General features: G+C 36.0%; 17 protein-coding genes and 2 pseudogenes. 13 read left to right on the plus strand and 6 right to left on the minus strand.

Going from position 1 to position 25,467, the window contains the following annotated elements; genetic code table 11:
* Positions 1-401 precede the first annotated feature (401 nt).
* The 7 genes and pseudogenes from LNP22_RS18475 to LNP22_RS13320 all read left to right on the plus strand — a co-directional run.
* Positions 402-839 (plus strand): annotated as a pseudogene (locus LNP22_RS18475) (IS1 family transposase); the annotation flags it as partial.
* Positions 840-1,326: 487 nt separating this feature from the next.
* Complete coding sequence (locus LNP22_RS13295) at positions 1,327-1,704, plus strand: hypothetical protein (protein WP_229973884.1); 378 nt, start codon at positions 1,327-1,329, stop codon at positions 1,702-1,704.
* A 319-nt stretch (positions 1,705-2,023) separates the two neighbouring features.
* Complete coding sequence (locus LNP22_RS13300) at positions 2,024-2,947, plus strand: FixH family protein (RefSeq protein ID WP_229973885.1); 924 nt, start codon at positions 2,024-2,026, stop codon at positions 2,945-2,947.
* Between the two features lie 4 nt (positions 2,948-2,951).
* Entirely contained in the window at positions 2,952-4,931 is a 1,980-nt protein-coding gene (locus LNP22_RS13305) for a TonB-dependent receptor plug domain-containing protein (protein WP_229973886.1), read from the plus strand.
* 5 nt (positions 4,932-4,936) lie between these two features.
* Positions 4,937-5,320: a hypothetical protein gene (locus LNP22_RS13310; RefSeq protein WP_229973887.1), complete on the plus strand. Its 384-nt coding sequence runs from the start codon at positions 4,937-4,939 to the stop codon at positions 5,318-5,320.
* A gap of 31 nt (positions 5,321-5,351) precedes the next feature.
* Positions 5,352-6,218, plus strand: a complete 867-nt coding sequence (locus tag LNP22_RS13315; protein WP_229973888.1) for an MbnP family protein — start codon at positions 5,352-5,354, stop codon at positions 6,216-6,218.
* Positions 6,219-6,283: 65 nt separating this feature from the next.
* Positions 6,284-7,300, plus strand: coding sequence for a cytochrome-c peroxidase (locus tag LNP22_RS13320; RefSeq protein ID WP_229973889.1), 1,017 nt, complete (start codon positions 6,284-6,286; stop codon positions 7,298-7,300).
* Positions 7,301-7,638: 338 nt separating this feature from the next.
* Here LNP22_RS13320 and LNP22_RS13325 read toward each other — a convergent pair whose 3' ends face one another.
* Positions 7,639-9,870, minus strand: coding sequence for an NHL domain-containing protein (locus tag LNP22_RS13325; protein ID WP_229973890.1), 2,232 nt, complete (start codon positions 9,868-9,870; stop codon positions 7,639-7,641).
* Between the two features lie 270 nt (positions 9,871-10,140).
* Between LNP22_RS13325 and LNP22_RS13330 the strand changes: the two are divergent.
* Together LNP22_RS13330 and LNP22_RS13335 are read left to right on the plus strand one after the other, a co-directional pair.
* Positions 10,141-10,806, plus strand: a pseudogene (locus tag LNP22_RS13330) (IS6 family transposase).
* Positions 10,807-10,962: 156 nt separating this feature from the next.
* Positions 10,963-11,211 (plus strand): hypothetical protein, encoded by a 249-nt coding sequence (locus tag LNP22_RS13335; protein ID WP_229973891.1) that lies wholly within the window; start codon positions 10,963-10,965, stop codon positions 11,209-11,211.
* A 166-nt stretch (positions 11,212-11,377) separates the two neighbouring features.
* On the opposite strand, the gene LNP22_RS13340 is transcribed toward LNP22_RS13335, so the two are convergent.
* The 3 genes from LNP22_RS13340 to dinB form a co-directional block, all read right to left on the minus strand.
* Positions 11,378-11,602 carry a hypothetical protein gene (locus LNP22_RS13340; RefSeq protein ID WP_229973892.1) on the minus strand — a complete coding sequence of 75 codons (225 nt, stop codon included), beginning with the start codon at positions 11,600-11,602 and terminating at the stop codon, positions 11,378-11,380.
* Positions 11,603-12,181: 579 nt separating this feature from the next.
* Entirely contained in the window at positions 12,182-15,238 is a 3,057-nt protein-coding gene (locus LNP22_RS13345) for a DNA polymerase III subunit alpha (protein ID WP_229973893.1), read from the minus strand.
* Positions 15,239-16,423, minus strand: coding sequence for a DNA polymerase IV (dinB, locus tag LNP22_RS13350; RefSeq protein WP_229973894.1), 1,185 nt, complete (start codon positions 16,421-16,423; stop codon positions 15,239-15,241).
* A gap of 570 nt (positions 16,424-16,993) precedes the next feature.
* Here dinB and LNP22_RS13355 point away from each other — a divergent pair.
* A complete protein-coding gene (locus LNP22_RS13355) occupies positions 16,994-18,943 on the plus strand; it encodes a gluzincin family metallopeptidase (RefSeq protein ID WP_229973895.1) in 1,950 nt (649 codons plus the stop codon).
* Between the two features lie 3 nt (positions 18,944-18,946).
* The gene (locus LNP22_RS13360; protein WP_229973896.1) at positions 18,947-20,344 is read left to right on the plus strand and encodes a ComEC/Rec2 family competence protein; all 1,398 of its coding nucleotides are present in this window, start codon (positions 18,947-18,949) and stop codon (positions 20,342-20,344) included.
* Between the two features lie 771 nt (positions 20,345-21,115).
* On the opposite strand, the gene LNP22_RS13365 is transcribed toward LNP22_RS13360, so the two are convergent.
* Both LNP22_RS13365 and LNP22_RS13370 read right to left on the minus strand, forming a co-directional pair.
* A complete protein-coding gene (locus tag LNP22_RS13365) occupies positions 21,116-21,544 on the minus strand; it encodes a hypothetical protein (protein WP_229973897.1) in 429 nt (142 codons plus the stop codon).
* Positions 21,545-21,852: 308 nt separating this feature from the next.
* Positions 21,853-22,536: a hypothetical protein gene (locus tag LNP22_RS13370; RefSeq protein WP_229973898.1), complete on the minus strand. Its 684-nt coding sequence runs from the start codon at positions 22,534-22,536 to the stop codon at positions 21,853-21,855.
* A gap of 609 nt (positions 22,537-23,145) precedes the next feature.
* On the opposite strand from LNP22_RS13370, the gene LNP22_RS13375 reads away from it, so the two are divergent.
* Positions 23,146-23,850 carry a hypothetical protein gene (locus LNP22_RS13375; protein WP_229973899.1) on the plus strand — a complete coding sequence of 235 codons (705 nt, stop codon included), beginning with the start codon at positions 23,146-23,148 and terminating at the stop codon, positions 23,848-23,850.
* 169 nt (positions 23,851-24,019) lie between these two features.
* Entirely contained in the window at positions 24,020-25,294 is a 1,275-nt protein-coding gene (locus LNP22_RS13380) for a hypothetical protein (protein ID WP_229973900.1), read from the plus strand.
* Positions 25,295-25,467: the final 173 nt, after the last annotated feature.

The raw sequence follows: 25,467 nt of genomic DNA on the forward strand, positions 1-25,467 counted from the left end.
ATTTAATCTGGATTATTAGTTAAGCTGTATTTTATTGTAGACGAAATACAATTTCCTAGAGACAATCGATTTTAAAAGTAGTCCGCTCCTGTTAGGATAAACAAGTATTTCTAAAAATCTATTTATAGGGCTATTCAACGGATTAAAGAGTAGACGCAAACTGAAAAAAGAATGTCTCAGAAACATTGAGCTGCGGTAGCTCATCGAAGCTATGCTTCCTAATTATCAAAGTATATCCGATCCCACAAAGAACAATACAGTAGGTTAGTGCTCAAGAGTTACTTATATGAGATTTTAATTTTATATTTTGTTGAGATATAATTACTACTAGTAAAAAATAAGTTAAAGATGGGCAGTAATGTTGATGTTCTTTGTTTTAATATTGCCTTAAAAGAGCCAAAATAAGCAAAAATTCTTCCTTGTGTTCAAGAGTTAGTGATAGTATCAATTGTTCAAGTTGCAAAGAGAAAAAAGTATCTAAAACAGCACAACTAAAAGTAAAAAATAACAATATAATTATGAAAATTGTGGTAAACGATTGATAGAAAATTACACTTATATGGCTTATAAGTCTGATGCCAATAAAAAAAAATATTCAGTTGACCAAAGAAGGTTTAGGGATAAATAGTATTTCAAGAATATTAAAAATTCAACCACAATATTATTGAAAAGAATTTTTAAATTACGAGGAATATTAAACCACCAATTATCAGTAAGGAAAAACCTATGAAGTTGATAAACTGTTTAATTATATCAGATATAAACGAAATTTTATCTAGCTTATTTATGCTTTAGAAAAAGATTTTAAAACTGTAGCGAGTTTTAATGTTGGCAAACAATAGATGAATCAAAATGAAATTATTATTTGCATTTAGCTCCAGTTCATGCTTTAGTGTACGGCTTTTCGGTAAAAGATTTAAAAGCATTATCAGAAAGCCTGCGAACAAGATTTTTAGGTAATCGTCCGGCAAATGAAGATACTGCAGCTAGAGCAAAAAGGTAGTACATTACGGATTTTTCTGTAAATTATCAAATCAGAAAAGTTTCGGTGGTAAGAAATATTGACAACATTTTCAATAGAAAATCGAGGGAAACGCAACTCTTAACCTAATGAACTCTGGCCAATGAAACTCATCCGCTGGAATAAATTCATCTCACAGTTGGGACACCATTTAATGCCAGATTGATCTTAAAATACAGCTGGTAGAAAAGTTATAAATAATTGTTAATTAAACGGGAAAGATATTACGTTTAAAAAAAACAGGAAGTTTCTTCAAAATAAAAATAAAAAAGGATGTATTTTTGTTTTCGAAATATAACAAGCAGTTGAAAAGATTAATCATCATAGTACTTTCTATTTTAATTTTATCGCCATCTTTCGGTAGCCTGTTTGTATATGCTTCATTCAAACTCAATCAGAAAGAAATAGCCAAAACTATATGTGTACAACGTAAATTGGTATTCAATAGTTGTAATGGCCGATGCGAACTTCAAAAAAGTATAAAAAAATATTCTGATAACCAAAGAAAAATGCAGGACAGCCTAAAAGATAAATTAGAGCTTGTTTATGTTCAAAGTACTACTGAAATAAGCTTTGCTATTGTTGCTACTATTGAATCAAAAGAAAACACTTCTGCGTTATTTGAAAAGAAACCTGTCGGGGCTTCTAATCTTACTTTTCACCCTCCGCTCTGGTTTTCATAGATAAATTTTTCAGTTTACAATTTGTAAAAAAATGCTTTCATTGTAAACATTCAATGATGCATAAAGTGTAATGTGTTTTCATATACAATAGTTTATGAGAATTTATTCCAAGATTTGAGTGTGTAATAAGAAAGTCAATTTTTTATTTTACACTTGTAAACTTTAAATAGTCTTCTAAATAGTCTTCTAAATAGTTAAAAATCTGCTTTGATGCAGTAATTTAATTAAGAACATCCATTTTAATGTCATGGTATTTTGGCTTTCAAAATTTGATCGCTTTCTGCTGTATTTTAAATCGTTTTTCAAACAATCATTACCAATGAAATCTTATAAATTTTTAGTCATTGCACTGTTTTGTGTGATTACTTCCTGCACTATCGATAAAACAGATTATCAGGCCGAAATAGGCTCTGAAGTCCCGGAATATTATGAGTTTAAAGAAGCTGTTTCTCTATCAAGTGGCAATTATAAAATAAGTATTGAAGCCTTGAACGGAACCTTTTTTAAGGGTTACAACGAACTTCATTTGAAAATTATAAATATACAGACCAATCAGGATGTAAGTTCCTCAGAAGTAACTTTTTTACCCATTTTGAGCGCTGCTGATGGAAGCAAAACATCCTGTCCGCACAATTACAATCTTCAATATGTTCCGACCAATAAATATTTCGCTGGTTATTGTGTATTTACAAGTGAAAGTACTAAGGCAAACAGCTGGAAATTATATGTGAATTTTACGGCTAATAATCAGAAATATGACATTAGTAAAGATATTTCGGTTGAAAAGCAGAGCAACAAAAATTTGAATATGACCGCTTTTACCGGAAAGGATGACAAGCAATATGTTATTGCACTCGTTTCCCCTCAAAAACCGAAAGTCTCCGAAAATAAGTTAGTTGCAGGTATTTACAAATACAATAAACCAACTGCTCCTGCAGGCGTTTTTCCCGATCCTTCCCAGTACTCTTATTCACAGGTGCGTGGTTATACTTTAAAATTAGACCCAAGAATGCCCGAGCCTTCAATGGGAAACCATTCTTCGCCTAATAATCAGGATCTCACGCAGCAAAACGATGGTTTGTATCATGGCGTTGTAAATTATACCATGACAGGAAACTGGACCCTTAATTTAATTATGATCAATCAAAATGGGCTGATCCTAAAAGGAACCGTTGTTCCAACAGATTTTACGCCCGGTGAGGAAGGGGTGAAAAGTGAACTTTATATTGATACCTTATTCTAAAAACATGAAATATATCATAATGCTCCTTTTTTTGGGAATGTCTGTTACGGCGCAAAAAACACACGCGCATCACGACAGCATAAAAAACTTAGAAGAAGTACAGGTAAAAAATGCCGCCAAAAAGAAAATTGAAACCGAAATGAAAATGGCAGTTTCTGTTGATGAATTTTTATCCTCATCAGATAATATCAGCTTTATAAAACGGGGCGCATATGCCTGGGAACCGCTTTTAAACAATATGAGCAGCGAACGTTCTACCCTTACCATTGAAGGGATGCACATTTTTGGTGCCTGCACCGACAAGATGGATCCGGTAACCTCTTATGTGGAGAGCAATAATCTTTCAACTATTGATATAAAATCAGGGCAGCAGGGCAGCCTACACGGGGCAACGGTGGCCGGAAGTATTGATCTAAAAAGAAAAAGCACACCGTTTGGTCTAGAAAAAAAATGGAAAGGAGCCTATCAAAGCGGATTTGAGTTCAATAACAAACAGTTTTTCAATTTGGGAAACGTGGCGTATTCAGGTGACAAATTTGTGGCCGAGGGAAGTATTTCCTATCGAAAAGCAGGTGATTATTATGACGGAAACAACGACGAAGTAAAACACTCTCAATATAAAAAAATCAACACTTCACTGGGTTTTGCCTATAAAACTACTGATTTATCATCTGTAAGAGTGGATGCGATTTTTGATATGGCAAAAGATGTTGGTTATCCCGCCCTGCCAATGGATTTATCACTTTCAAGAGCAATTATTACATCGGCTTCTTATAAGCAGCTATTTGAAGACGGACTGATAAAAGTGATTGATTCAAAGATATATTTCAACGCCATTGAGCATTATATGGATGATACCACCCGTCCTGAAAACCTGGTTCACATGGATATGCCGGGCTGGAGTACCACTTATGGACTGGTTTCCAAGGCCAATTTGAAAAAGAACAGTTATTCGTCTGAAATACAACTCAATGCTTATGATAACTTATCTATAGCCGAGATGAGAATGTATCCTCAGGATAGAAGCAACAGAACCATGTTTGCTTACAGCTGGCCTTGGGTAACGACCCGTTACGGGGGGATTTCTATGAATAATTCCTGGGATCTTTCAGAGAAAAGCCAGGTGAGTTTAGGCGGTTCTTTGGGGGTAAATTACAATTATTCCAAATATGTGGAATTCAACTGGATTTTTCATCCCGGAGCGCCACAGGAAAAAACAAGGTTTCTGCCGAGTTTACATGCGGGTTATAATCTGGATATTGATCATTTTAATTTCTCTGTTGGAACAGGTTACGGGCACAGGGCACCTTCGGTTTCTGAAGGGTACGGGTATTACATCTACAATAGTTTTGACCGTTACGATTATATTGGAAATCCCAACTTGAAAAATGAAATTTCGTATGAAGGAAATGCCAGTGGAGGTTTTAAAAACGAAAAATTAAGCATTCAGGGAAAAATAAATTACTTCTACATTGACAATTATATCATTGGAAGGATCTTGAGCATGGGAAGCCCGATGAACTATCAGTCCGTTGGAGTGAAAGGCTATACGTCATTAGATTATGCCACACTTTTTAATATGTCAATCAACTCGGGTTATGATATCCTTGAGCATCTGCATTGGAAAGGAACGCTTACCTATGCTCGCGGAATGGATGGTCAGGGAGGAAACCTGCCATTTATTCGCCCGCTGAGTTATCAGACTTCACTTCACTTTATGCATAAAAATTTCAGAATACAGACTGCTGTAAATGGTGATTTTGAGCAGATCAATTACAGTCCGGAGTACGGAGAAGACCTGACGTCTGCTTATACGATCTGGAATATATCAGCGGATTATTCTTTTAAAATCAATAAAGTCAGAACAGTGGTGCAGGTTGGGGCTGAGAATTTACTAAATGAATATTACAGCACTTATGCAGACTGGGGAAATATCCCGAGAATGGGGCGCAATATTTTCACGTCTTTAAAATTCAATTTCTAATCAAAATGAGAAAAGTTTTTAGTATCACAATGACAATGCTGTTGCTGCTGGTTTCTTTCCAGCAGGCACTCATTATTGTACACTTTAAGTTCGATCAGAAAAATATAGAACAGGAGTTTTGCGTCAACAAAGCCAGGCCGGAACTTCAATGCCACGGTAAATGTCATTTGAAGAAAGAACTGGAAAAATCGGACAGCACGGATTCGGAGCTTACCAGTATTGGAAAGAAAATAGACATGACTTTGATTTCCGATTTAGAATTCACGGTTTCTGTTTTAAAAACTATAAATTCTAATAAAGTATTGTTTTATAAAGAACTGGAACTTTTAGAGCCTTGTCTTGAGATTTTTGTACCGCCTCCTATTTTATATTTTCTTATTGCGGTTTAATAAATAAATAGAAATACATAAATTAAAAGAAATGCAAAATTTAAAAAAATACCTTTTATTATCCATTGTCTCATTGGCATTCGTATCGTGTTCAAGTGATGACGATAATCCAGCAGCGAACAATGTAACGTTGGAATTCAATAATACTTTCAAGAATGCCACTATCGTGTTAGGTAATGCAGCTTCAGCATCAGCAACAGCAAATACATCAGCTGCAGGACAGGTGCACCATTTCTCAGAACTGAAATATGTGATCAGCAACATTCGCCTTGTAAAAGACAACGGAGATGAAGTTCCTTATAACGTAAATGATCTGGATAAAGGCGCAACCGTAATTGATCAGGCCAAAACAGCGACCCTTAGTTATGTTTTGAGCAATGTGCCTTCTGCCACTTATAAGCAGATTAAATTTGGCTTGGGGATCAAACCAGAACAAAACACTTTAGATCAGGTAAGGTTTCCTAATTTCTATGCGGGCGCCGGAGCCAACGATACAGAAATGATGTGGGAATGGGGAAGTGGCTACCGTTTTACAAAAGTGGAAGGTTTTTATGATGCTGATAATAAAGCAATGTCAATTCATACAGGAAGTACAATGGAAGGAACTGCGCCAAACTATACCCAAGGAGTGAATGCTTACAGAGACATTACTTTGAACCTGACGACAAATGCAGTTGTGGGCAGCAAAGCTCCGAAAATTAAGATTAAAGCTGATTTTGATAAATTATTAAGCGGAAAAGCCAATACCATTACCTTGTCAACTGGAACAGGTATGAATGATAATGCAACGCCAAATATTCATACTGCTGCCCAAATGGTAAAGTTTGTTGATAATTTAGGAGGAAACGCATCAAGTGATATCACTGGAATGTTTTCTGTGACAAGCGTAGAGAACTAAATTCATCTTGCAGGACCGTCTGGATTTTTTAAAGCCTGGCGGTTCTGTTTTTAAACTCATTTATAATGAAAAAAATAATCAGTATACTGTTACTATCCTTGTTTTTTGCATCCTGCAGCAATGAGGATGCTGATATGATTTTGATTGATAATCCCGAAATTTCGCTTAGTATTCCATCTGGATTTCCAGAGCTGAATGCTTTTGTAAGCCGAAATAAGCCAACTAAATACGGCGTAGAATTGGGCGCGAAACTATTTTCGGAAAAAAGGTTTAGTGCCGATAATACCATTTCCTGTTCTACTTGCCATATCCAGTCCAACGCCTTTACGGACCATAATGCCCAGGCTGTTGGTATTAAGGGAAGGGTAGGGCTTCGTAATACGCCATCGCTTCAGAATCTGGCTTTTTTGAAATTTTACAATTGGGACGGAAGCAAACTCCAGCTTGAAACCCAGCCCCTGGTTCCCATCATCACCCATGAAGAAATGGACTCATCGATTCTGGAGGTCATAGGTAAAATTAAAGAAGATGTATCTTATAAAGATTTGTTCCAAAAAAGTTTTGGGGATTCCAATATTACACCCGATAGGATCTATAAAAGCATTGCACAATTTGAGTATACTTTAATTTCGGCCGGCAGCAAATACGATAAGGTAAAACAAAACATAGCAGCTTTTACACAAAGTGAATTGCAGGGCTACCAAACCTTTCAGCAGAAATGTGCCAGCTGTCACGCTACAGAATTGTTTACCGACCAGAGCTTTAGAAATATAGGTTTTCCAATAAATACCAATACCAACGAGGCGGGGCGAGGGAGGGTTACAGGAATTCCTGCTGATTTTATGAGTTTTCGTGTTCCTACTTTACGAAATATTGAATATACGGCCCCTTATGGAAGTTTTGGGCAGTTTTCTGATTTAAGATCTGTTTTGGATTATTTTGATAATGGTGTTCTGGATGCCGATAACCTTGATCCGATTTTTAAAAATAATGGAAAGCGGATTCCGCTCACCGAAGAGGAAAAAAATAACCTTATTGCGTTTATGAAAACATTAAGTGATAGTGAGTTTTTAGGAAATTAATGCTTTAGGTATAGATTACAAAGTATTAAAATGTTAATGAACCTCTTAGTGCTGTTGATTTAAACTGCCAGGGATCTAAAAATAAGACCTATTTCGGTTAAGATGCTGATATCAAGATGATATTTTCATTTAATTATATTTGTATGGTTATGTCGCATCTTGGAATAACTTTTATCTTTATTATTTTAAAAAAAATGAAACAAAAATTATTAATCAGAGGAAATCCTGAGAAATCTAGATTTCTCAGGATTTTATTTAACCTTCTATCCCTAAAGGGACAATTTTCGAACTTTTATAAATGATTTGCAAAAATTAAATCCCTATGATAAGTTATTTATTTACTGGAAAATGATTTTTTGAGTAAATTTTTCATCACCATCTGTCAAACTTATAAAATAAATACCTTTGACAAAACGATTTGTATTTAAGGTACTATTCAAAGCTTGTATTTTCTGTGAATATATCGTTTGACCTAATACGTCCGTGATTATAATCTTAGTATTTTCATTGAAGCTTTCCATTTCAATATTTAACAAACCAGATGCTGGATTTGGATAAAATTTCACGAGCCGCTTTAACTCATTATTTTGATCCAAGCCCAGATCTTTATTTTGGCTAATTTTTCTAATTCTGCTGTTGTTATCATCTGCTACATACACATTTCCACTTGAATCAGTACAGATTCCCTTCAAGCCCGAAAATTGGGCGGAAGCTACAGGACCATCTAGAAAGCCTATTGTAGAACCGGCTAAGGTACTAACTATTCCAGTAGGGGTTATTTTTCTAATTAAATAGTTCCCAAAGGAATAATCTGATACGTACAAATTATCATTACTATCGATCCCTATTTGTTCAGGGTAAGAGAATTGTGCTGTATTACCCGGGCCGTCTGTATAACCTTCTGTCGATCCGGCGAAGGTAGTTACGACACCTGCTGGAGTAATTTTTCTGATTCTCTGATTCATTCTGTCAACCACATATAAATTACTATTCTTATCGATACAAATTCCTCTTGGCTGCCAGATTTTGGCTGTATTTCCTGGCCCATCAGCAAAACCAAAAGTAGAGCCGGCAAAAGTACTCACAACACCTTCTGGCGTAATTTTTCTGATTTTAAAATTTTCATCATCAGCCACATAAATATTACCATTTTTGTCTGCACAAATCCCATTTATTCCTCCACTGAACTTAGCTGAGGCACCAGGACCATCTAAAATTCCTACGGTAGAACCTGCTAGAGTACTTACTACACCCTCAGACGTAATTTTTCTAATTCTGTAATTATCTGCATCAGTAACATAAATATTTCCATTAGCATCTGCACATACTCCATTGGGGAAACTAAATCTGGCACTAGGACCTTTTCCATCTGTATTCCCTCTGTCAGAGGACCCTGCAAGAGTACTGGTAATACCAGCAGGAGTAATTTTTCTGATTTTGCCATTGAGTCTATCAACGACATAGATATTTCCTGCAGCATCAGTACAAAGCCCGTTAGGTCCTGCAAATTTTGCTACTAATCTTAAACCATCGGAATCTCCTGATCCCGAACCAGCAAAAGTACTGACCCAGCCCGACGGTGTAATTTTTCTAATGCTATGATTATACGTGTCTGCAACGTTAATATTTCCATCGGCGTCTATATGAATACCTAGAGGGCCATAAAAACCTACTTTGACACCGTTCTCGTCATAGTTTGATCGAACACCATTTCCAGCAAAGGTAGTAACAACTCCAGTAGGTGAAATCTTTCTAATTCTGTTATTCAAAGCATCAGCGACAAATAGATTTCCATCGAAATCTACACAAATTCCACTTGGAGAATCGAACATAGCCATTGCACCAAGACCATCTGCGAATCCTGAAATTGATCCTGCCAGATCGCTTACGTTATTGGTAGGAGTAATTTTTTTTATTTTATCAGAACCAGAAGAAGCGACATAAACATTACCATTTTTATCCATACAAATACCTTTAGGCAAGTGAAAGTTTTCTAAAGGAGCAATTGTACTTACAATACCAGATGGTGAAATTTTTCTAATTTTGTCATTAGCAAAATCAGAAACATATAAATTGCCGTTTGGATCAATAAATATACCATATGGACTGCTGAATTTAGATGTAAGAGCATTACCATCTAAAAAACCTTTGGTAGTCCCGGCAAAAGTACTGACAATTCCTGTAGGAGTAATTTTTCTAATTTTGTGATTGCTATAATCGGTCACAAATAGATTGCCATTTGGATCAATACAGATTCCTGAAGGATTGCTAAACTGCGCGGCTGCACCTTGACCATCAGCGTAACCTTGTACTGAGCCTGCGATGGTACTTACAAAACCAGCAGGTGTAATTTTTCGAATTCTATGATTTTCGGTATCAGCAATATACATATTTCCGTTTGCATCAGAACAGAGCGCTTCGGGTCTGTTAAATCTAGCTTCTGTTCCTGTGCCTATGCCTTCTGAAAAAATTCCACCACCACTACCACCACCTGCAAAAGTAGTTACAGTTTGTGCATTGATAAGGGGTGGATAAGATAAAATAAATAGTAAAAGTAAAGTTTTCCTCATATTCAAAAATACGGTGTTAAAATTCAAAAAAAATTATAAAAGTAGTTTTTTTATTAGTAAAAAAACATGTTTTTTTTAATTTTTGGGATGTGATGAAAAATTATATTGTACAATTATGTTTTGCATAAATAATGTAGAAAGGAAAAATCTAAGATTAGGCATCGATGTATTATTGAATAGTTAGTTCTAGGGTTTTATAGCAAGCGCTTCGCAAGGTTCTGTCGGATCTGAGAATAACTTTTATCTTTAGCCTTTTAAACTCATTGAAAAATGAATACGAAAGGTCATTGCTATCCAAAGTCAATTATACTGCAGGCCTTATATTTTAAGCTTAGGTTTGCATTAAGCTATCGGGATGTTGAAGAAATAATGAAGATTAAAGTAGTGTTTGTGGATCATGCTACGATCCAAAGGTGGGTTTATAAATTTACACCTTTCATTGAATCAGAGATGAAGAAGAGAAAGGTCAAAGTGGGGTAAGCTGGAGAATGGACGAGACTTATATTAAGATTAAAGGGCAATGGTGTTATTTATATAGGGCATTTGATAGGTCTGGCAATACAGTTGATTTCTTACTTAGCTAAGAGAAGACAGAGAATGAGCGCTCAGTCTTTTCTAATTAAAGCAATTAGTAATAACTGCAAGCCACGAGTAATAAACATTGATAAAAGTGGCTCTAATGCAGCAGCGATCAAAGTATATAACAAGCCTTCGTTCTCAAAGATTAAAATCCGGCAATATAAATATGGCAACAATATTGTCGAACAGGACCATCGTTTTATCAAGTGGCACATACAAAACGGATTAGGCTTTAAAAGCTTTGAAGCGGCAAGACGAACATTGGGCGGAATTGAAGTTGTGCATATGTTGAGAAAGAATCAGATGGTTAAACCAGGAATATCTATGTTTAAATCATTCTGTAAATTGACGGACTAACTTTAAAATTACTTAAAGTCTTACATTTGATTCTGACAGAGGCGACAGAACCCTAATCAAAGTATTAATATATTTTATCGAATCTTGAATTAGATATCATTAAATAATTTTTATATTTGATATCAAACAGCATCAATATTATTTAAATTAATTGCAATGGAAAAGGGGATGAAGCTTAAGGTTCGAAAAGAACTGGACAGCAGGCAGCAGTCTAATATTATTAAATTAAAAGGAAGCCTGATCTCAAAGGGTTACACAGAGATCATACATATTCTGGATCAGGATGATGAATTTCACATCAATTCTTTTGATATTGAGAGCGGAACTGACAGTGAAGTCCGTGAATTTATCACTGAATTTATTGCCAGAGAGCAGCTTGAGGACAGTATATCTATTTTTAAGTAAAGTCAGAGAATTGAATTAATTAGCCTGTAAAAAGCATTACAAATAAAGCGCCCTTTTCAATGAAAGAGTCGCTTTTTTTTATTAGAATTTTTGCTGAGAAGGTTTATAATTGTGCAGCGCTCGATCACCTGTTTCATCCCTGGTAAGTTCATCTTCTTTAAGCTCTTCATTGCCAAGATCCCCAATTTCGAATACCCTTCTGAACAGGGTTATCCTCACCAGGTTCAATGGTTTGAAATTTGTCACTTTCAGCCTCATCATCCTTTTGGGTATTCTTATCCGTTTGAGACCCCTCTGATGGGGCATTTTCTATAGGTTCCTTTTCTATGTCCTTCGCGGTTATGTCTTTGGGGCTGCTTTTGGGGTTCCTTACGGGAGTTCTCCGGGTCATAGGGGCCTGCTGTTTTTAGCTGCGATTTTTGGGTCTTTGATTTGGTTTTGAGAATTACGGTGGTCCTTGTGGTAATTTTTTGTTGTATCTGAATTTGTCATTTTATTTTTTGAATTAAATTATTGCTATTGTTTTTTTAAAGGGTGTAGCGGGGCAGGTGGGAGGTATGGCCGTGCTTGTCTTGCGTTTGTTTCTTTGTCCTTTGTTCTTAGTTGTCCTTTATGCTTTTTTTTTCTTTTTCTTTTTTTTTGTCTTTGTCAAATTTAAAAGGATAGCAGCACTTTTTTTTTCAGAATAACGGTTTGCATTTATAAAATAGCTATCAGGTAATCAGATAGGTAGGTGTAGTATTGTATATATGGACGATGCTGATCACTTAATTTTTAGATTTGATATTATTTTTTTTGAGCTTTTTCCCGCTATCCGTTCCAATCTTTTGCGCCGAACACCGTCACAAAAGTATTTCACTGCACACGAGCGAAGCGAACTGGCGAAGCAATCGGGGCTAGGGCTGCCGAAGAGTCCTATTTTTTTGGAGAACTGCACATTCGAAGCCAAAAGAATCAAGTGAAAAACTTCTTAATTGCCCATCTTAATTCTGGGCAGGTTGATCTCATGTTCCTGCGGGTAGGGCTGGCGTTGGGTCATGCTGACATCTTCCCGAAGCTGGCCATGTACTTTAAACTGCCGCTCATCAGAATTCGAATAGCGGGGATCTGCAATAAAAGGCATTTTCGCCATTTTGGTAACGGTAATAGTAGGGAAGTGGTAATCCACTTCCACATGGCCCAGCAGCAGATAACATCCCCCTCCTTGAAAGGGATATTTCGCCAGACTGTCTGTAAAATGGGCTGTATCGAACATCTCACCTTGGGCATCGATCCAGGTACCGAAATACATGGCGCCCATTTTGGTTGGCACGTGTTTTCTGGAGATCAGATAGGCCAGCATCCGGACTGTTTTTTTATGGTGTCCAAAAAGGTCTTTGGCCATTACATCGCCCCTGAATCTGGTCTGCAGCAGCGCAAAAGGCGAACAGGAAACAGGAAAACTCAAAAGCTCAATTTCGTCAAAGGCATCTTCAAACTGGGAACGTTCGAGTTTTGGAAGTTCATATTCCTTGACAGGCTCCTGAATGAGCATCAGGCTTCGGTTCTCGGGTTTGAAATTTACCAGAATCAGCCGGGCGATCACCAGCAGCTGGTTCTTGGTTTTTTTGGTAAAGCGGAAGGCGCCGATAAAAATCAGGATCTGAATGCCCTCAATCCCAATTGGAATGCGGTTGATAAAATCTTCGAGTGATTTATAATCACCGTTTTGTTCCCGCTCGGTCTGTATGAGAAGGGCAATTTTAGATTCCAGGCTCTGCAGGTGCATAAAACCCAGATAGACATCGGTGCCGTATAAAGTGGTCTGTTGTTCGCTTTTGTTCACGCAGGGGTTGTGGATGGTAGCACCTGACATTCTTGCCTCATGGACATACACTTCAGTTCTATAGAAACCGCCCTGATTGTTGATCACCGCAACCATAAATTCTACAGGATAGTGCACTTTCAGATACAGGCTCTGGTAACTCTCCACGGCATAGGAGGCAGAGTGGGCCTTGCAGAATGAATAGCCGGCAAAGGATTCGATCTGCCGGTAGATTTCCTCGCTGAGTTTTAGTGGATGCCCCTGCTCATGGCAGGAGGCAAAGAAATTATCCTTTACCTTTTGGAGTGCTTCCTTGGATCGTCCTTTTCCGGACATGGCACGTCGCAGGATATCGCCATCTGCAGCAGGCAGGCCTCCATAATGCAGCGCAATTTTAATGACGTCCTCTTGGTATACCATAATGCCATACGTTTCTCCTAACTGCTCCTGGAACACCGGATGGAAATACTCGAATTTATCGGGATGGTTATGACGGAAGATATATTCTTTCATCATTCCAGATTGTGCAACTCCTGGACGGATAATGGAAGAGGCTGCAACAAGTGTTTTGTAATTATCACAATTTAAACGACGAAGTAGCCCGCGCATGGCGAGGCTTTCAATATAAAAACAGCCAATGGTCCTGCCAATGGCCAGAAACGCATTGCAGCTGGCCTCATTTTTTGAAATGGAGGTGTCGCGAATATTCAAACGGATGCCACGATTCTTTTCAATGAGTTTCACGCTGTCATCAATATGCCCGATACCGCGCTGGCTCAGGATATCGAATTTTTCAAGGCCAATGTCTTCGGCAATATGCATATCAAAAAGCACAATTGGAAACCCTTTTGGAGGCATCTCCAGCGGGGTGTAGTTGGTGATAGGTTCTTCGGAGATCAGGATACCGCAGGAGTGCATGCTTCTTTGGTTGGGATATTTCTCGAGCAGCATTCCATATTGCTGTACTTGTTTGACCACCTTATTGGTGGCATGCAGTTCCATTGGATTTTTGGCAAGCGCATCGAGCTCTTCCTTGGGAAGCCCGAAGACTTTTCCAACCTCCCTGAAAATAGAACGGTATTTAAATTCAACGTTTGTTCCGCAGAAAGCCACGTGTTCATAGCCGTAGCGTGAAAATATATATTCGAGTATTGTATCTCGCTCTTTCCAGCTCCAGTCAATGTCAAAATCAGGCGGACTTTTGCGGTTCAGGTTCAGGAATCTTTCAAAATAAAGATCCAGTTCCAATGGGCAGATGTCAGTTATGCCCAGACAATAGGCAATGATGCTGTTGGCCCCGCTTCCGCGTCCGATATGCAGAAATCCCTGAGAATTGCTGAACCGGATAATATCCCAAGTAATCAGGAAATAACCGCTGAATTCCAGCTGGTCAATAACTTTTAGTTCCTTGAACATTCTGGATTTGGCCTCTGCATTGTTTTTGCCATAACGCCACTCCAAACCCTGCTGAGCAAGGGTGGTCAGAAGGTTGATATCGTCTTTTCTGTTGTTGGTATAGAATTTTTTGTTTTTTGGCGTTTTAAAATCAAATTCAAAATGGCATTCCTGAATGATTTTCTCTGTGTTGGCAGTGATTTGAGGATATTCCACATAACAGGAGAGTAATGTTTCCATTGGGACCATTACTTCCGAATCTCTGCAGTAATCATCAGGTGTAAGTCTGGAAAGTATGACGTTCATATCTATTGCCCTGAGAATCCTGTGGAGATTGTATTCTCTTTTGGAACGGAAGGTTACGGGCTGAAGAATAACCATTTTATCTTGTCTTGTTTTCCATTCTGACAATACCAATTTTTGTAATTGCTGCGGACCAATACCGATGTATTCATTTCTTTTTAAGATATCCGGTGCATTCTCTAAAGAATAAATAACAAAGACATTTTCAAATTCAGGTGCAAAAGCAGGCAGTACTGTTTTTTCAAAATTATGCCGGGTTAAAAAACGGTTCATCTCGGCAAGACCAGAAGCATTTTTAGCCAGACCAATATATCTTAATTTGTGTTCAGATCGAAATTCCATACCTACCAGAGGTTTAATACCTGCAGCCTCGCATCCTTTTATAAAATCATAAATCCCCGTTACTGTATTAATATCAGTGAGTGCCATAGCGGTAACATCACAGGCAGTGGCCTTAGTAATTAAGTCTTCCAGAGGGATCGTACCATAACGCAGGGAGTGGAAGGAATGACAATTGAGATACATTTAGTCTGATTTACGTTTTAAAATTTCATTTTTAGTATTGGGCTTAAACGATGCCCCGGCGCATCGCATCACCGCGTCAAAGCCGTAGCGGGTTTTCATCCGGTCCATCGCCTGATAGAGCGCGAGCATTTCTTCGGTATCCTGAAAAAGATCGATCTGGTAGGTACCTCGGACAAGGCCGCTAAAGCGCACACCGATAAGACGAAGCCGCATACGGCGCTGGTATAGTTTCTCGAACAATTCCGTTACGGTCTGGGTCAGGATATGATCGGCCGAGGTATACTGTACGCGGCACTGCTTGGTTTCGGTATCAAAATTGGCGTAGCGTATTTTAATTGTCACTGTTGATGTCAACCACTGCTCGGAGCGCAGTTGAAAGGCCAGTTTTTCCACCATTCCAAGGATTACCCGTTTAAGCCTGTCAATATCGATGGTATCCTGCTGGAATGTATGTTCGGTTGATATTGATTTTCGCTCTGTGTAAGGCTCCACGGGATTATGATCTATTCCGTTGGCTTTTTTCCAGAGCTCAGATCCGTTTTTGCCGATCATCTGCTGCAGGACTTCGCAGGGCATTTTCGATAGGGTTTCAATTTTTCTAATACCGATTCTCGACAGCAGCTGAAAGGTCTTTTCACCTACCATGGGTATTTTTTGCACTGACAAAGGGTTCAGGAACTGCTGTACCAGATGCTCAGGGATTTCAAGGTTCTGCTTCTGTTTGCCTTCCCCGGTTCCGATTTTGGATACGGTCTTATTGATGGAAAGGGCAAAGGTGAGCGGCAGGCCGGTTTCTTTGATTATGGTCTGGGCCAGTTCACTCGTCCATTTGTAGCTGCCATGGAATTTGTCCATGCCGGTGATGTCCAGATAAAATTCATCGATGCTGGCTTTCTCCACCACGGGCGCTTTTTCCTGAATAATTTCGGTGATGTCATGGGAGAGTCTGGAATAGAGCTCCATATCGCCTTTCATTATTTTGGCCTGCGGGCAGAGCTTCATGGCCATGTGAATCGGCATGGCAGAGCGAACCCCGAAACGTCGGGCTTCATAAGAGCAGGATGCCACAACGCCCCTTTCGCCTCCTCCAATTATGAGGGGTATTCCGTTTAACTGTGAATTGGTTCGCCTTTCGCAGGACACGAAAAACGTATTCATATCGATATGTACAATTGCCCTTTCCATACTCTTTTCCTTTTTTATACAGGTCAAAATTAGTATGGATTGTAACATATAAAAAAATAATTTTGTTCTAAATTAGAACAAAATTATTTAATGAAGATTTTCTGACACTCTAGGTGCCTCTAAATATTGAAATGTAGCATAAACCAGAGTGACACAGAGAAATTAACGGTAACTTTTTTAATGCGTTTTTTCTTAACTAGCAATGCAATCCTTACTTAAATTATGTTGTAGTCTTTCGAATTCATCCGCGGGTCTGCTTGTTTTTTCTTCCTGTTTAGTTTTATTGAAAAGATATTGTGCATAACGTTTTTTTTTGGGGTTTAAGTGTCTCTTCCTGAAAGAAGTTGGTAAAATGATTAAAATAATTTTTATTTAAGTTATTGAAAATGAGTATTTTTACGTATTTGTATGTGTTTTTGATTATCTAAATTTGAAAAAGATTAGAGATGGCTTTAGGATGTGAAATTTTGAATAAGTAATAGAATATTTTTTATTTCTTAAAAATATCATTTTAATGCCATATAGAATTACAGAAATAGGGTTTGTGCTCAAATTTTAATTTAAATGCTTATGAAAAAACTTTCTTACCGTTATCTAAGGGGCTACACGCTTGATCCCGGATTTTCAAGTCAGTTAGACACCATGAATTTTAATCAGACAGTTTATCGCATTAGATGGGAGGATTTGAAGAAGCCTTCCCGAGCTGTCAATGCATCCAAGAACCTTACAGATCCAAAAGACTTCATAGATCCTATATGTATTAATGGAGAATATTTTGAGATAATTGATGTAGATCCTCCAAGTAATTGTTACTATGAAGCAGTAAATTTAAACAGCATAGAAGTATTATCTCAAAACGGACTCCAGCCAGATGAAGGAAATCCAAAGTTTCATCAGCAGTTTGTTTATACCATTGCAATGAAGACCTTAGATAGTTTTGAGAAAGCATTGGGAAGAAAAGTTATCTGGAGCCCTCGAATAAAAGACAAGAAAACAGAATATGTTGCAAAAATTAGGATTTATCCTCATGGGACCAGAGACGCAAATGCATATTATGATTCAAATAAAAAGGCATTAATTTTTGGATATTTCAAAGCTTCATCAAGATTAAATGCAAAAAGTTTTCCAGGAGGAGCAGTTTTTACTTGTCTTTCTCCGGATATTATCGCTCACGAAGTAACTCATGCTATATTAGACAGTATTCATCCTCGTTTTCTTGAGTCTACTAATAGCGATGTAGCAGCTTTTCATGAAGCATTTTCAGATATTATTGCACTTCTTCAACGTTTTACTATTACAGAACTTGTAGAAAGCCAGCTTCGAACCTCCAAAGGTGATTTAAACGAATTTAATTTACTTGGAGATCTTGCAACACAATTTGGCAATGCCTTACCTAATGGGCATGGCGCTCTGCGCAGTGCAATTGGCTCGCGAAATAAAGATGGAAAATGGGAACGTAAAAGGCCTGATTCTTCCCTTTATCATTCAGTAGAAACTCCACATGAAAGGGGATCATTGCTTGTAGCCGCTTTTTTTGATGCACTTATTAAAGTATATACTTTTAAAACAGAAGATTTATTAAGAATAGCATCCAATGGAACAGGAATATTACCATCGGGACAACTTTCTTATGATCTTACAAAACGCCTAGCTCAGGAACTTTGTCAGATCGCCGGACATTTGCTCAATATAGCAATCCGTGCTTTAGATTATTGCCCGCCTGTTGATATCACTTTTGGTGACTATTTCCGAGCTTTGATTACAGCAGATATGGACGCCGCTCCAGCTGATGATAATAATTACAGGGTCGCTTTTATGGAATCTTTTCGTGATTGGGGTATTTTTCCTGATCGTGTCAATACCTTTTCTGAGGAAAGTCTTCGATGGTCTAAACCAGATGATTTTAATAATGATGAAAAAATTGCATTAGATATCATTGCCCAAAAGGTTGAAAAAGAGGTCAGGGTAATTTTAGGAATGAGTGACCGTGAGGCAATATTTAATAAATACAATAACAGTCAATTGCAGCTGCATGATTTGCTTGATCTAAAGGAGAATAAACTTGGACCAGAAAAATGGTCAACATTTCTTAAAAAATTAGGTTTGACAGATAAACCAATTATTTATCTTGATAATTTTGGAAAAGAAATGATTCCCATAAATGCATTTAAAATTGAAGTGCATAAAATTAGACCTGCTTACAGAATTGGACGTGAGGGAAATATTTTGGAACAGGTAATAGTTACGCTCACGCAAAAAGCGGAGGTAGCTCTAAGTGATAAAGAAAAATTTAGGTTTAGGGGTGGGTGCACCTTAATATTTAATCTGGCAGACAATTTTAATCTGGATTACATTATTACAAAAAATATTAGCAGTCAGCGCCGATTTCTTACACAGCTAAACTATCAAAAAGGAAACGATACTCATGCATTCCATTCCTTTGACGGTTCAATGTACGATGACGATTGTTTCTCCGATCGTATTAACTTTTCAAAATTACATTTTCACGATAATCTATAATCTATGAGTAAATTAAGTGTATCTATAAGAATGTATCGCGTTGGAGAACTGGGAGATTGCTTTTATCTAAAGTTTGCAGAAGGGGAGAAAAGTTGTTCAGTCTTAATTGATTGTGGCTCCTTCAGAAATGGAGGAAAATCAGTCCAAAGAATGAGGGAGATTGCACAACATATAGCAGATGAACAAAAAGAAGATGCTTTAGATGTTGTAGTGGGAACCCATCAGCACAATGATCATCTATCCGGTTTTAAACATGCCAAAGATATTTTTTTGAAATTAAAAGCCAAACAAGCGTGGCTCTCGTGGCTTGACGATCCAGAAGATAAAAGTGCACAGAAAATTAGCCGTGGAGAGAAAGAGCTCACTGCTAAATTAAGGGGGATTAAAACTGCGATAAGCGACAGTAAAAATGCAGCTTTTTCAAACCATATAGCGACTGAGCGCTTAAATGACATTCTGGGATTCTATTTAGATGGGGATGCTCCTGCCGTGCCTGCTGAAGGATTAAAAATTCTCAAAGAAATGAGCTCTGAAGTAAAATATTTACAGCCTGGAAATCAATTTTCACTCCCTGGTATGGATGAAGAAGTTAAAGTTTACGTGCTCGGTCCTCCTAGAAATACCAAATTGCTTTTTGATATAACAGCAGCAAAAGATGAATCTTATGATCATAAACTTAAGGCAGCAGACGATAATGCCCAAAGTTTTCTAAAGGCGCTGAGTAATTTTAGCAATACAGGAGCAGCAGATCCGGATGAAGATTATTTTCCATTTAATAATCGCCTGCAGAAACCGATCTGTGATGATCAATTTGTTAAGAGTACCTATAATGATGTAAAAAACGAGTGGCAGAGAATTGATACAGATTGGTTGGATCAAGCAGGCAGACTCGCACTTTATCTGGATAGTTATACCAATAATACAAGTCTTGTCCTGGCTTTTGAATTAGTAAAATCAGGTAAAGTATTGCTTTTTGTAGGTGATGCTCAAACCGGCAATTGGTTGTCTTGGAATGATATTTTATGGCAAGACAAGCCATCGGGTTTTAATGTTGATAATCTGCTGGAGAAAACAGTATTTTATAAGGTAGGACATCATTGCAGTCATAATGCTACGCTGGTTGCAGGTCTTGAGAAAATGAATAGCGAGGAACTTGTAGCAATGATACCTGTAGATAAAAATGATCCTAATATTACTAAAAAAAATGGATGGAAGATGCCTGCAAGTAACCTTCATAACCGTCTAAAAGAAAAAACAAAATTTCGCATCATTCGTATGGAAGATACTTATGATAAAGATTGTGATCCATCTCTTTCGAATGTTGCTAAAGAATCATGGTCAAAATTATCCGGGGCTGTTGATTCTAGGTCACTATATGTGGAATATACCATAAAAACTTAATTTGACATTTATTAGTTGTCAAATTACTTTAAAATTGAATTCTTGAAAATATGTTTGCTTTGAATTATAATTTATAAATATTTAAAGAATGAATAAACAATTAATGCCAAGTAAGCCATTGGGTAAAATTGCATTAAGCTGCTCAGGAGGAGGATAAAGAGCAGCTGTCTTTCATTTAAGATCTATGTCTTATCTGAACCGACTCATATATTTTAAAAAACCGCTATTGGAAAATGTGCAGATGCTTTCAACTTTCTCTGGGGGAACAATTACAGGAATAGTTTATGCATTGGGTATTGAAAGGCAAAAGTTTTGAAGAAATTTATAATGATTTGAGAAATAAACTTTCAAGTCTTGACTTATTAAAAACAGGATTTAGTATGCTGAATTATGATGCAGTCTGGTCCAATGATTATGATTGATAATTTGAAATTTTAATGTTCATTTATTAGAAAAAGTATCTTTTCAAAATATGCTATTTGCCGAACACTGGCACATAGGATTTCACTGCTATCGGGGCTAAAGAGTTGAATCCATTTTTTATGCTTTTGCTTTTAGTTTTTAAATAATAATTTCATAAGCACTTGACAAAACTTTTATCTTTAATCCTTTTCTTATAGAGAACAGGCGAAGTAAATCATCCCAAATATAAAACAAATTTACCATTAAGCCTATTACCCAAATCCGTTGTAGCTGTTATACATTCGGTTTTTCTATTTATTCCAATTTTCGGAATCGCTTCCGCACCGTTTAAGTAAGAGCCAATGCTAATTATTCAGGGTAATAGCCGTGCTTTTTTAGAAGAGAAAAAATATGCTCCGTAAAACCGTCAATATTTGGATTTAAAATTAAGTTATCCATTATAACTTGTGTCGGTTTATTGTCTTGGAATTGAATTTCGTGATTAAGAAATGCGTTTTCTACAAATCGTTTAATATCAACCAAATCTTTCGTTTTATTTTCTATCACAAAATCAGAGAAATATTCAGAGAGATAACCGACAACTTCTTTTTTCGATTTTTTTTCTAAAAAATGTGACGCAATCCTAAAGCCAAGCCTGCAAACATCTTTCATTCCATCAGAAGCCTTGAATAATTCTAAAGCTATTTCAGGATTAGATTCTATTAAAGGTTTTGTTTTTAGAATCTCAATGTTGAAATCCAAACGTATTATTTTAAAATCAGCATTATGTATTTTCATATGATTTAGTTTTGGTTCTGCTAAACTGAGCCATAACGTCAGTCTATGAAAAAACTAAAATACCCTCATGAGAATCCCGTATTTGAGATTTTTATTTGGTAGCTCTCCGAATACTCTCTAAATTTGAAGAGGTTTTTTTACAGCCTTACGTTCAGCGGCTTTACGCACTTTGGGACTAAATTAAGCCCATTATTCGGATTTGCCAGCCTAGCCTTAGCAAATAGACGAAGTAAATCTTATCAAATATAACACCAATTTTCCATTAAGCCGATTGCCCAAGTCCTTTGTAGCTGTTAGCTTTTATATTTTTATTCAATTACGTATATTAATTTCGGAGCTCCAGCATCGTGCTCACCAACTGCAAAATAAAATGGTTTTTTAAAATTCAAATCTCTAAATAGTTTTTCATTGTCAGCTTTTAAAAAAGTTTGATGAGATTCTATTAAGGCTGTAGTTTCAAATAAGTTATAAATCTCCATTAAGTCATCCCAATCATCGAAATCAGCTTCTTTTCCTTGAATTTCTCTTGTCAAATCGTAAAGTAATGGAATTTCACATCCAGGCAGACAAGAAATGTTTTCTAAATAATTAAGTCTATCATCCATAGTTTCAAAAATTGGACTTTCATTGCCCTTGTAATTAAAATCGATTGCAAATGTGTCAAATTCTCCCCCATAAAGTCCGCTATGTTCAAAATATAGCATATTAAAGCTTTTTTCTAAGTCTTTATTGTATTTGTCATTTAGCCAATACTTTTCAATATTTGTTTTCAAATCATTGAACATAACTTCAATATATTTATTGGTATTATGTTCTTTCCAAAGTTTATAAAATTCAGATTGCGTTTTATTGTTGGTTAATTGCAGACTTTTAATTACAATTTTTTCTAATAGGATTTCATTCTCCTTTAGACTTTCGATTATCATTTTGTTTTTCATTCCAGTTTTTGTTATTTCACAACTAACTAATTTATTCCAGCCATAATATGGCACAAATACGAGTTTTTTAACTTGCAGTGCGTAATTAGTAAGATTTTTAGCGAATATAACAATAATATACTAAATCTCTTAGTTGTGCAGTAATAGCTGTGAATGAGATATTCTAATTGTCCTGCTACTGTTTTAGTATAGCTGGAAATAAGCTGATTTAGTTTTAGGCTGGATTAATCCCGTATCACGAATTACTGCCATAATTTAATTTGGAGTGATCAACATAGTCAATTGTATAAAGTGCTGTTTTTTTGGAGCTTTTTCCCGCTATACGTTCCACCAGATCGCAAGTGAACTGGCGAAGCAATATTTTGTGCCTTGCCCCGGCACAAAAGGATTTCCACTGCTATCAGGGCTAATTGTTATGTCGTCACTATTGTTAAGACATACTTTATGATGCTGTTATACCATAAGGTAATAAAGTTTTCCAAATCTCTGAACCGAATTGTGCAGAGTCATTTCATAGGGACTTATAGACTAAAAAAATGGATTTGGCTGTGATGAATTCCTATAATATGATGTATTTCTAAAAACTCAAAAAATCCTTTTTTAGCACAACTTTTTTGTTACATTTGAGGTAAAAGAAACGAAGTTTTTTCATAAATTGACCTTATGCGTCATACTATATGGTCTATTAGACATATAGATTTTAATAACGATAAAATGACCGACAAACTCACCGAGCTTGAAAAAAAAATGGGAGAACTTTCAGGAAAATCAAGACTCTCTGTAGAAAACCTTTTGGTATTGCCTGAAAATTTCAGAAAGCTTCATTCCTTTAAGATTTTTGGAGACAATTTACTTGCCATACCAGCGAACCTAATTACGGAGGGTGATGATGAAGAATTTGAAAAACCGTTTAGTTTTTTAGACAGCCTGGAAGCCCTAAAATTATTCGAGAGTGAATTCAGACCAGAAGTTCCCTACGATTTTATACAAATTGGAAATTTATATGGTTCAACTGAGATTGTATTATTAAATAAATTCAAGGACACTATTCACATTTTCCATGTCTCTGACTTATCAGATAAGGACTGGCTGAAATACAAATTGGAAAAAGGAATCTGTGATTTAGAATCATTTATTGACAGTCTTCAGGTACAGACTGTTTGTTGTTTAATGGACCCAAATGATTACTCCAAATGGGATATTTGTGAAATTCGGAATAATGAAATATTCACGGGTGCCGGGCTCTTAAAATTTACAGACAAGAAAACTGCGTACAAAGAATATAAAAGATTTATAGAAAAATCATTAGAGAGAGGTTTTCAAATACACTACGCTCCAAAAAAAATATTAAATGAACTCGAGCAATAATTTACAAGTATCTAACACTGCCACCAGTGGGGCTGACCTGTAAGTCCAGAGAATTATGTTTCATAAATACCAAAATAGGGAATTTTGTACTTTGAAAGCCGCCTAAGATCTGATTCAAAATATTAGTTGTCGCTTAAGCCACATCATACACTAAATAATTAAACATAAAATGAATTCTAAAAAAAGAAGCCTAATAAATATATTAATTGGTATAATTTTAATCCTTTTTGGTTATTATTTATATTCTTTTACTGTGACATTGTTTCACTATATGGGACTTTTAATGATAATTTATGGAGGTTTTGTATCAGTTGTTAAAATCTTAAAAATTACCTTTTTGAATAATGGCAAATTTAAGGGTATACACAGATTTGAAGAAAATGAAAACCTGCAAATACCTAGTTCTAGTAAAGAAATTTTAGAATTTAGAATAAAACATAATAAGGAAGTTATTTTTAAGGTTCCTTATTTTGGGGAGTTTAATGTTTTAAATTATAACAATAAAGACAACAATTTCAATAATCCAAGCTTTTTAAAAGAAGAAATAAGCAACATAGTTAACAGGGAGTTTTATCCGGTATTCCGTGCAGAAAACTTAATTCCTATAGCACGTAATAAAAGCAATGGTGCTTTATTTGTTGAAGAAAATAAATCCGAAGTAGTTTATATTGATTTAGATAATTCTAATTTTAAACCTTTGACTTTAAATAAAAAATTAGATTTTTATTTAGATCTCAATAAATTATCGCTACAAAATAATGCTTATTATGGCAATGCATTGGAGAAATTAGAGAATATAATTTCAAATGAAGAATTCTTTTATGATGTTCCGGATGGTATATTTGAAGGTAAGGATTACTTGGAAATTTTTGACAAAAGTTTCAATTTACTTGATATAAATATTGATTATTCCATCACCGCTATTGAAGAAAAAGAAGATAAATATTTTATTGAGTTAGAAATAGAGGGCAAAATTTTTAAAACTTTTTTTCAAAAATATAGCCATTATATCGATAATGAAAGAATTACTATGGTTTTAAATGAAATTTTGGAATTAACACAAGCTAATGTTCAAAAGAAATTCTATTTACTCTCTTATGAATTTTGCGATTTCGGAATTGTATTGGCTGACCAAAGTACTTATGAAAAATTAAAAGAAAATGGCTGTATTGATTTTGATTTTGAAAATCAAAAGTTAACAGCAGAAGAAATCAGAAGTATCAAGAAATATTCTGATTTGTCTACAGAAATTGACAATATAGAATTTCATATAGAACTGGTAAAAAAATCCAATAAGAAAGATTTTAAAAAAGGAAGGCAGTATCATTTTTCCTACCAAACGAAATATTTATTTGATACTGATGGGTTAAATTTAATTAAGGAAAAACTCAATATTGTAATTGTAAAAATAGAATTGGGATATGAGATTTTCTTTAAAAACTAAAAAATAATATTTAATAATCAAACGATTAAAAATTTGTAGAATAGATTTGGGTAATTAGATTAATTGAAAATAGTTCTGGATTTGGAGGATTTGTTTGGTATGTTCGCTCTCTGATCTTTACCTTTCTTGCTTGAGCCAGAGGTCTCATAGGATAAAATTAACCAAAAAGTACA

This window comes from Flavobacterium flavipigmentatum (genome assembly GCF_020911905.1).
GTDB lineage: Bacteria > Bacteroidota > Bacteroidia > Flavobacteriales > Flavobacteriaceae > Flavobacterium > Flavobacterium flavipigmentatum.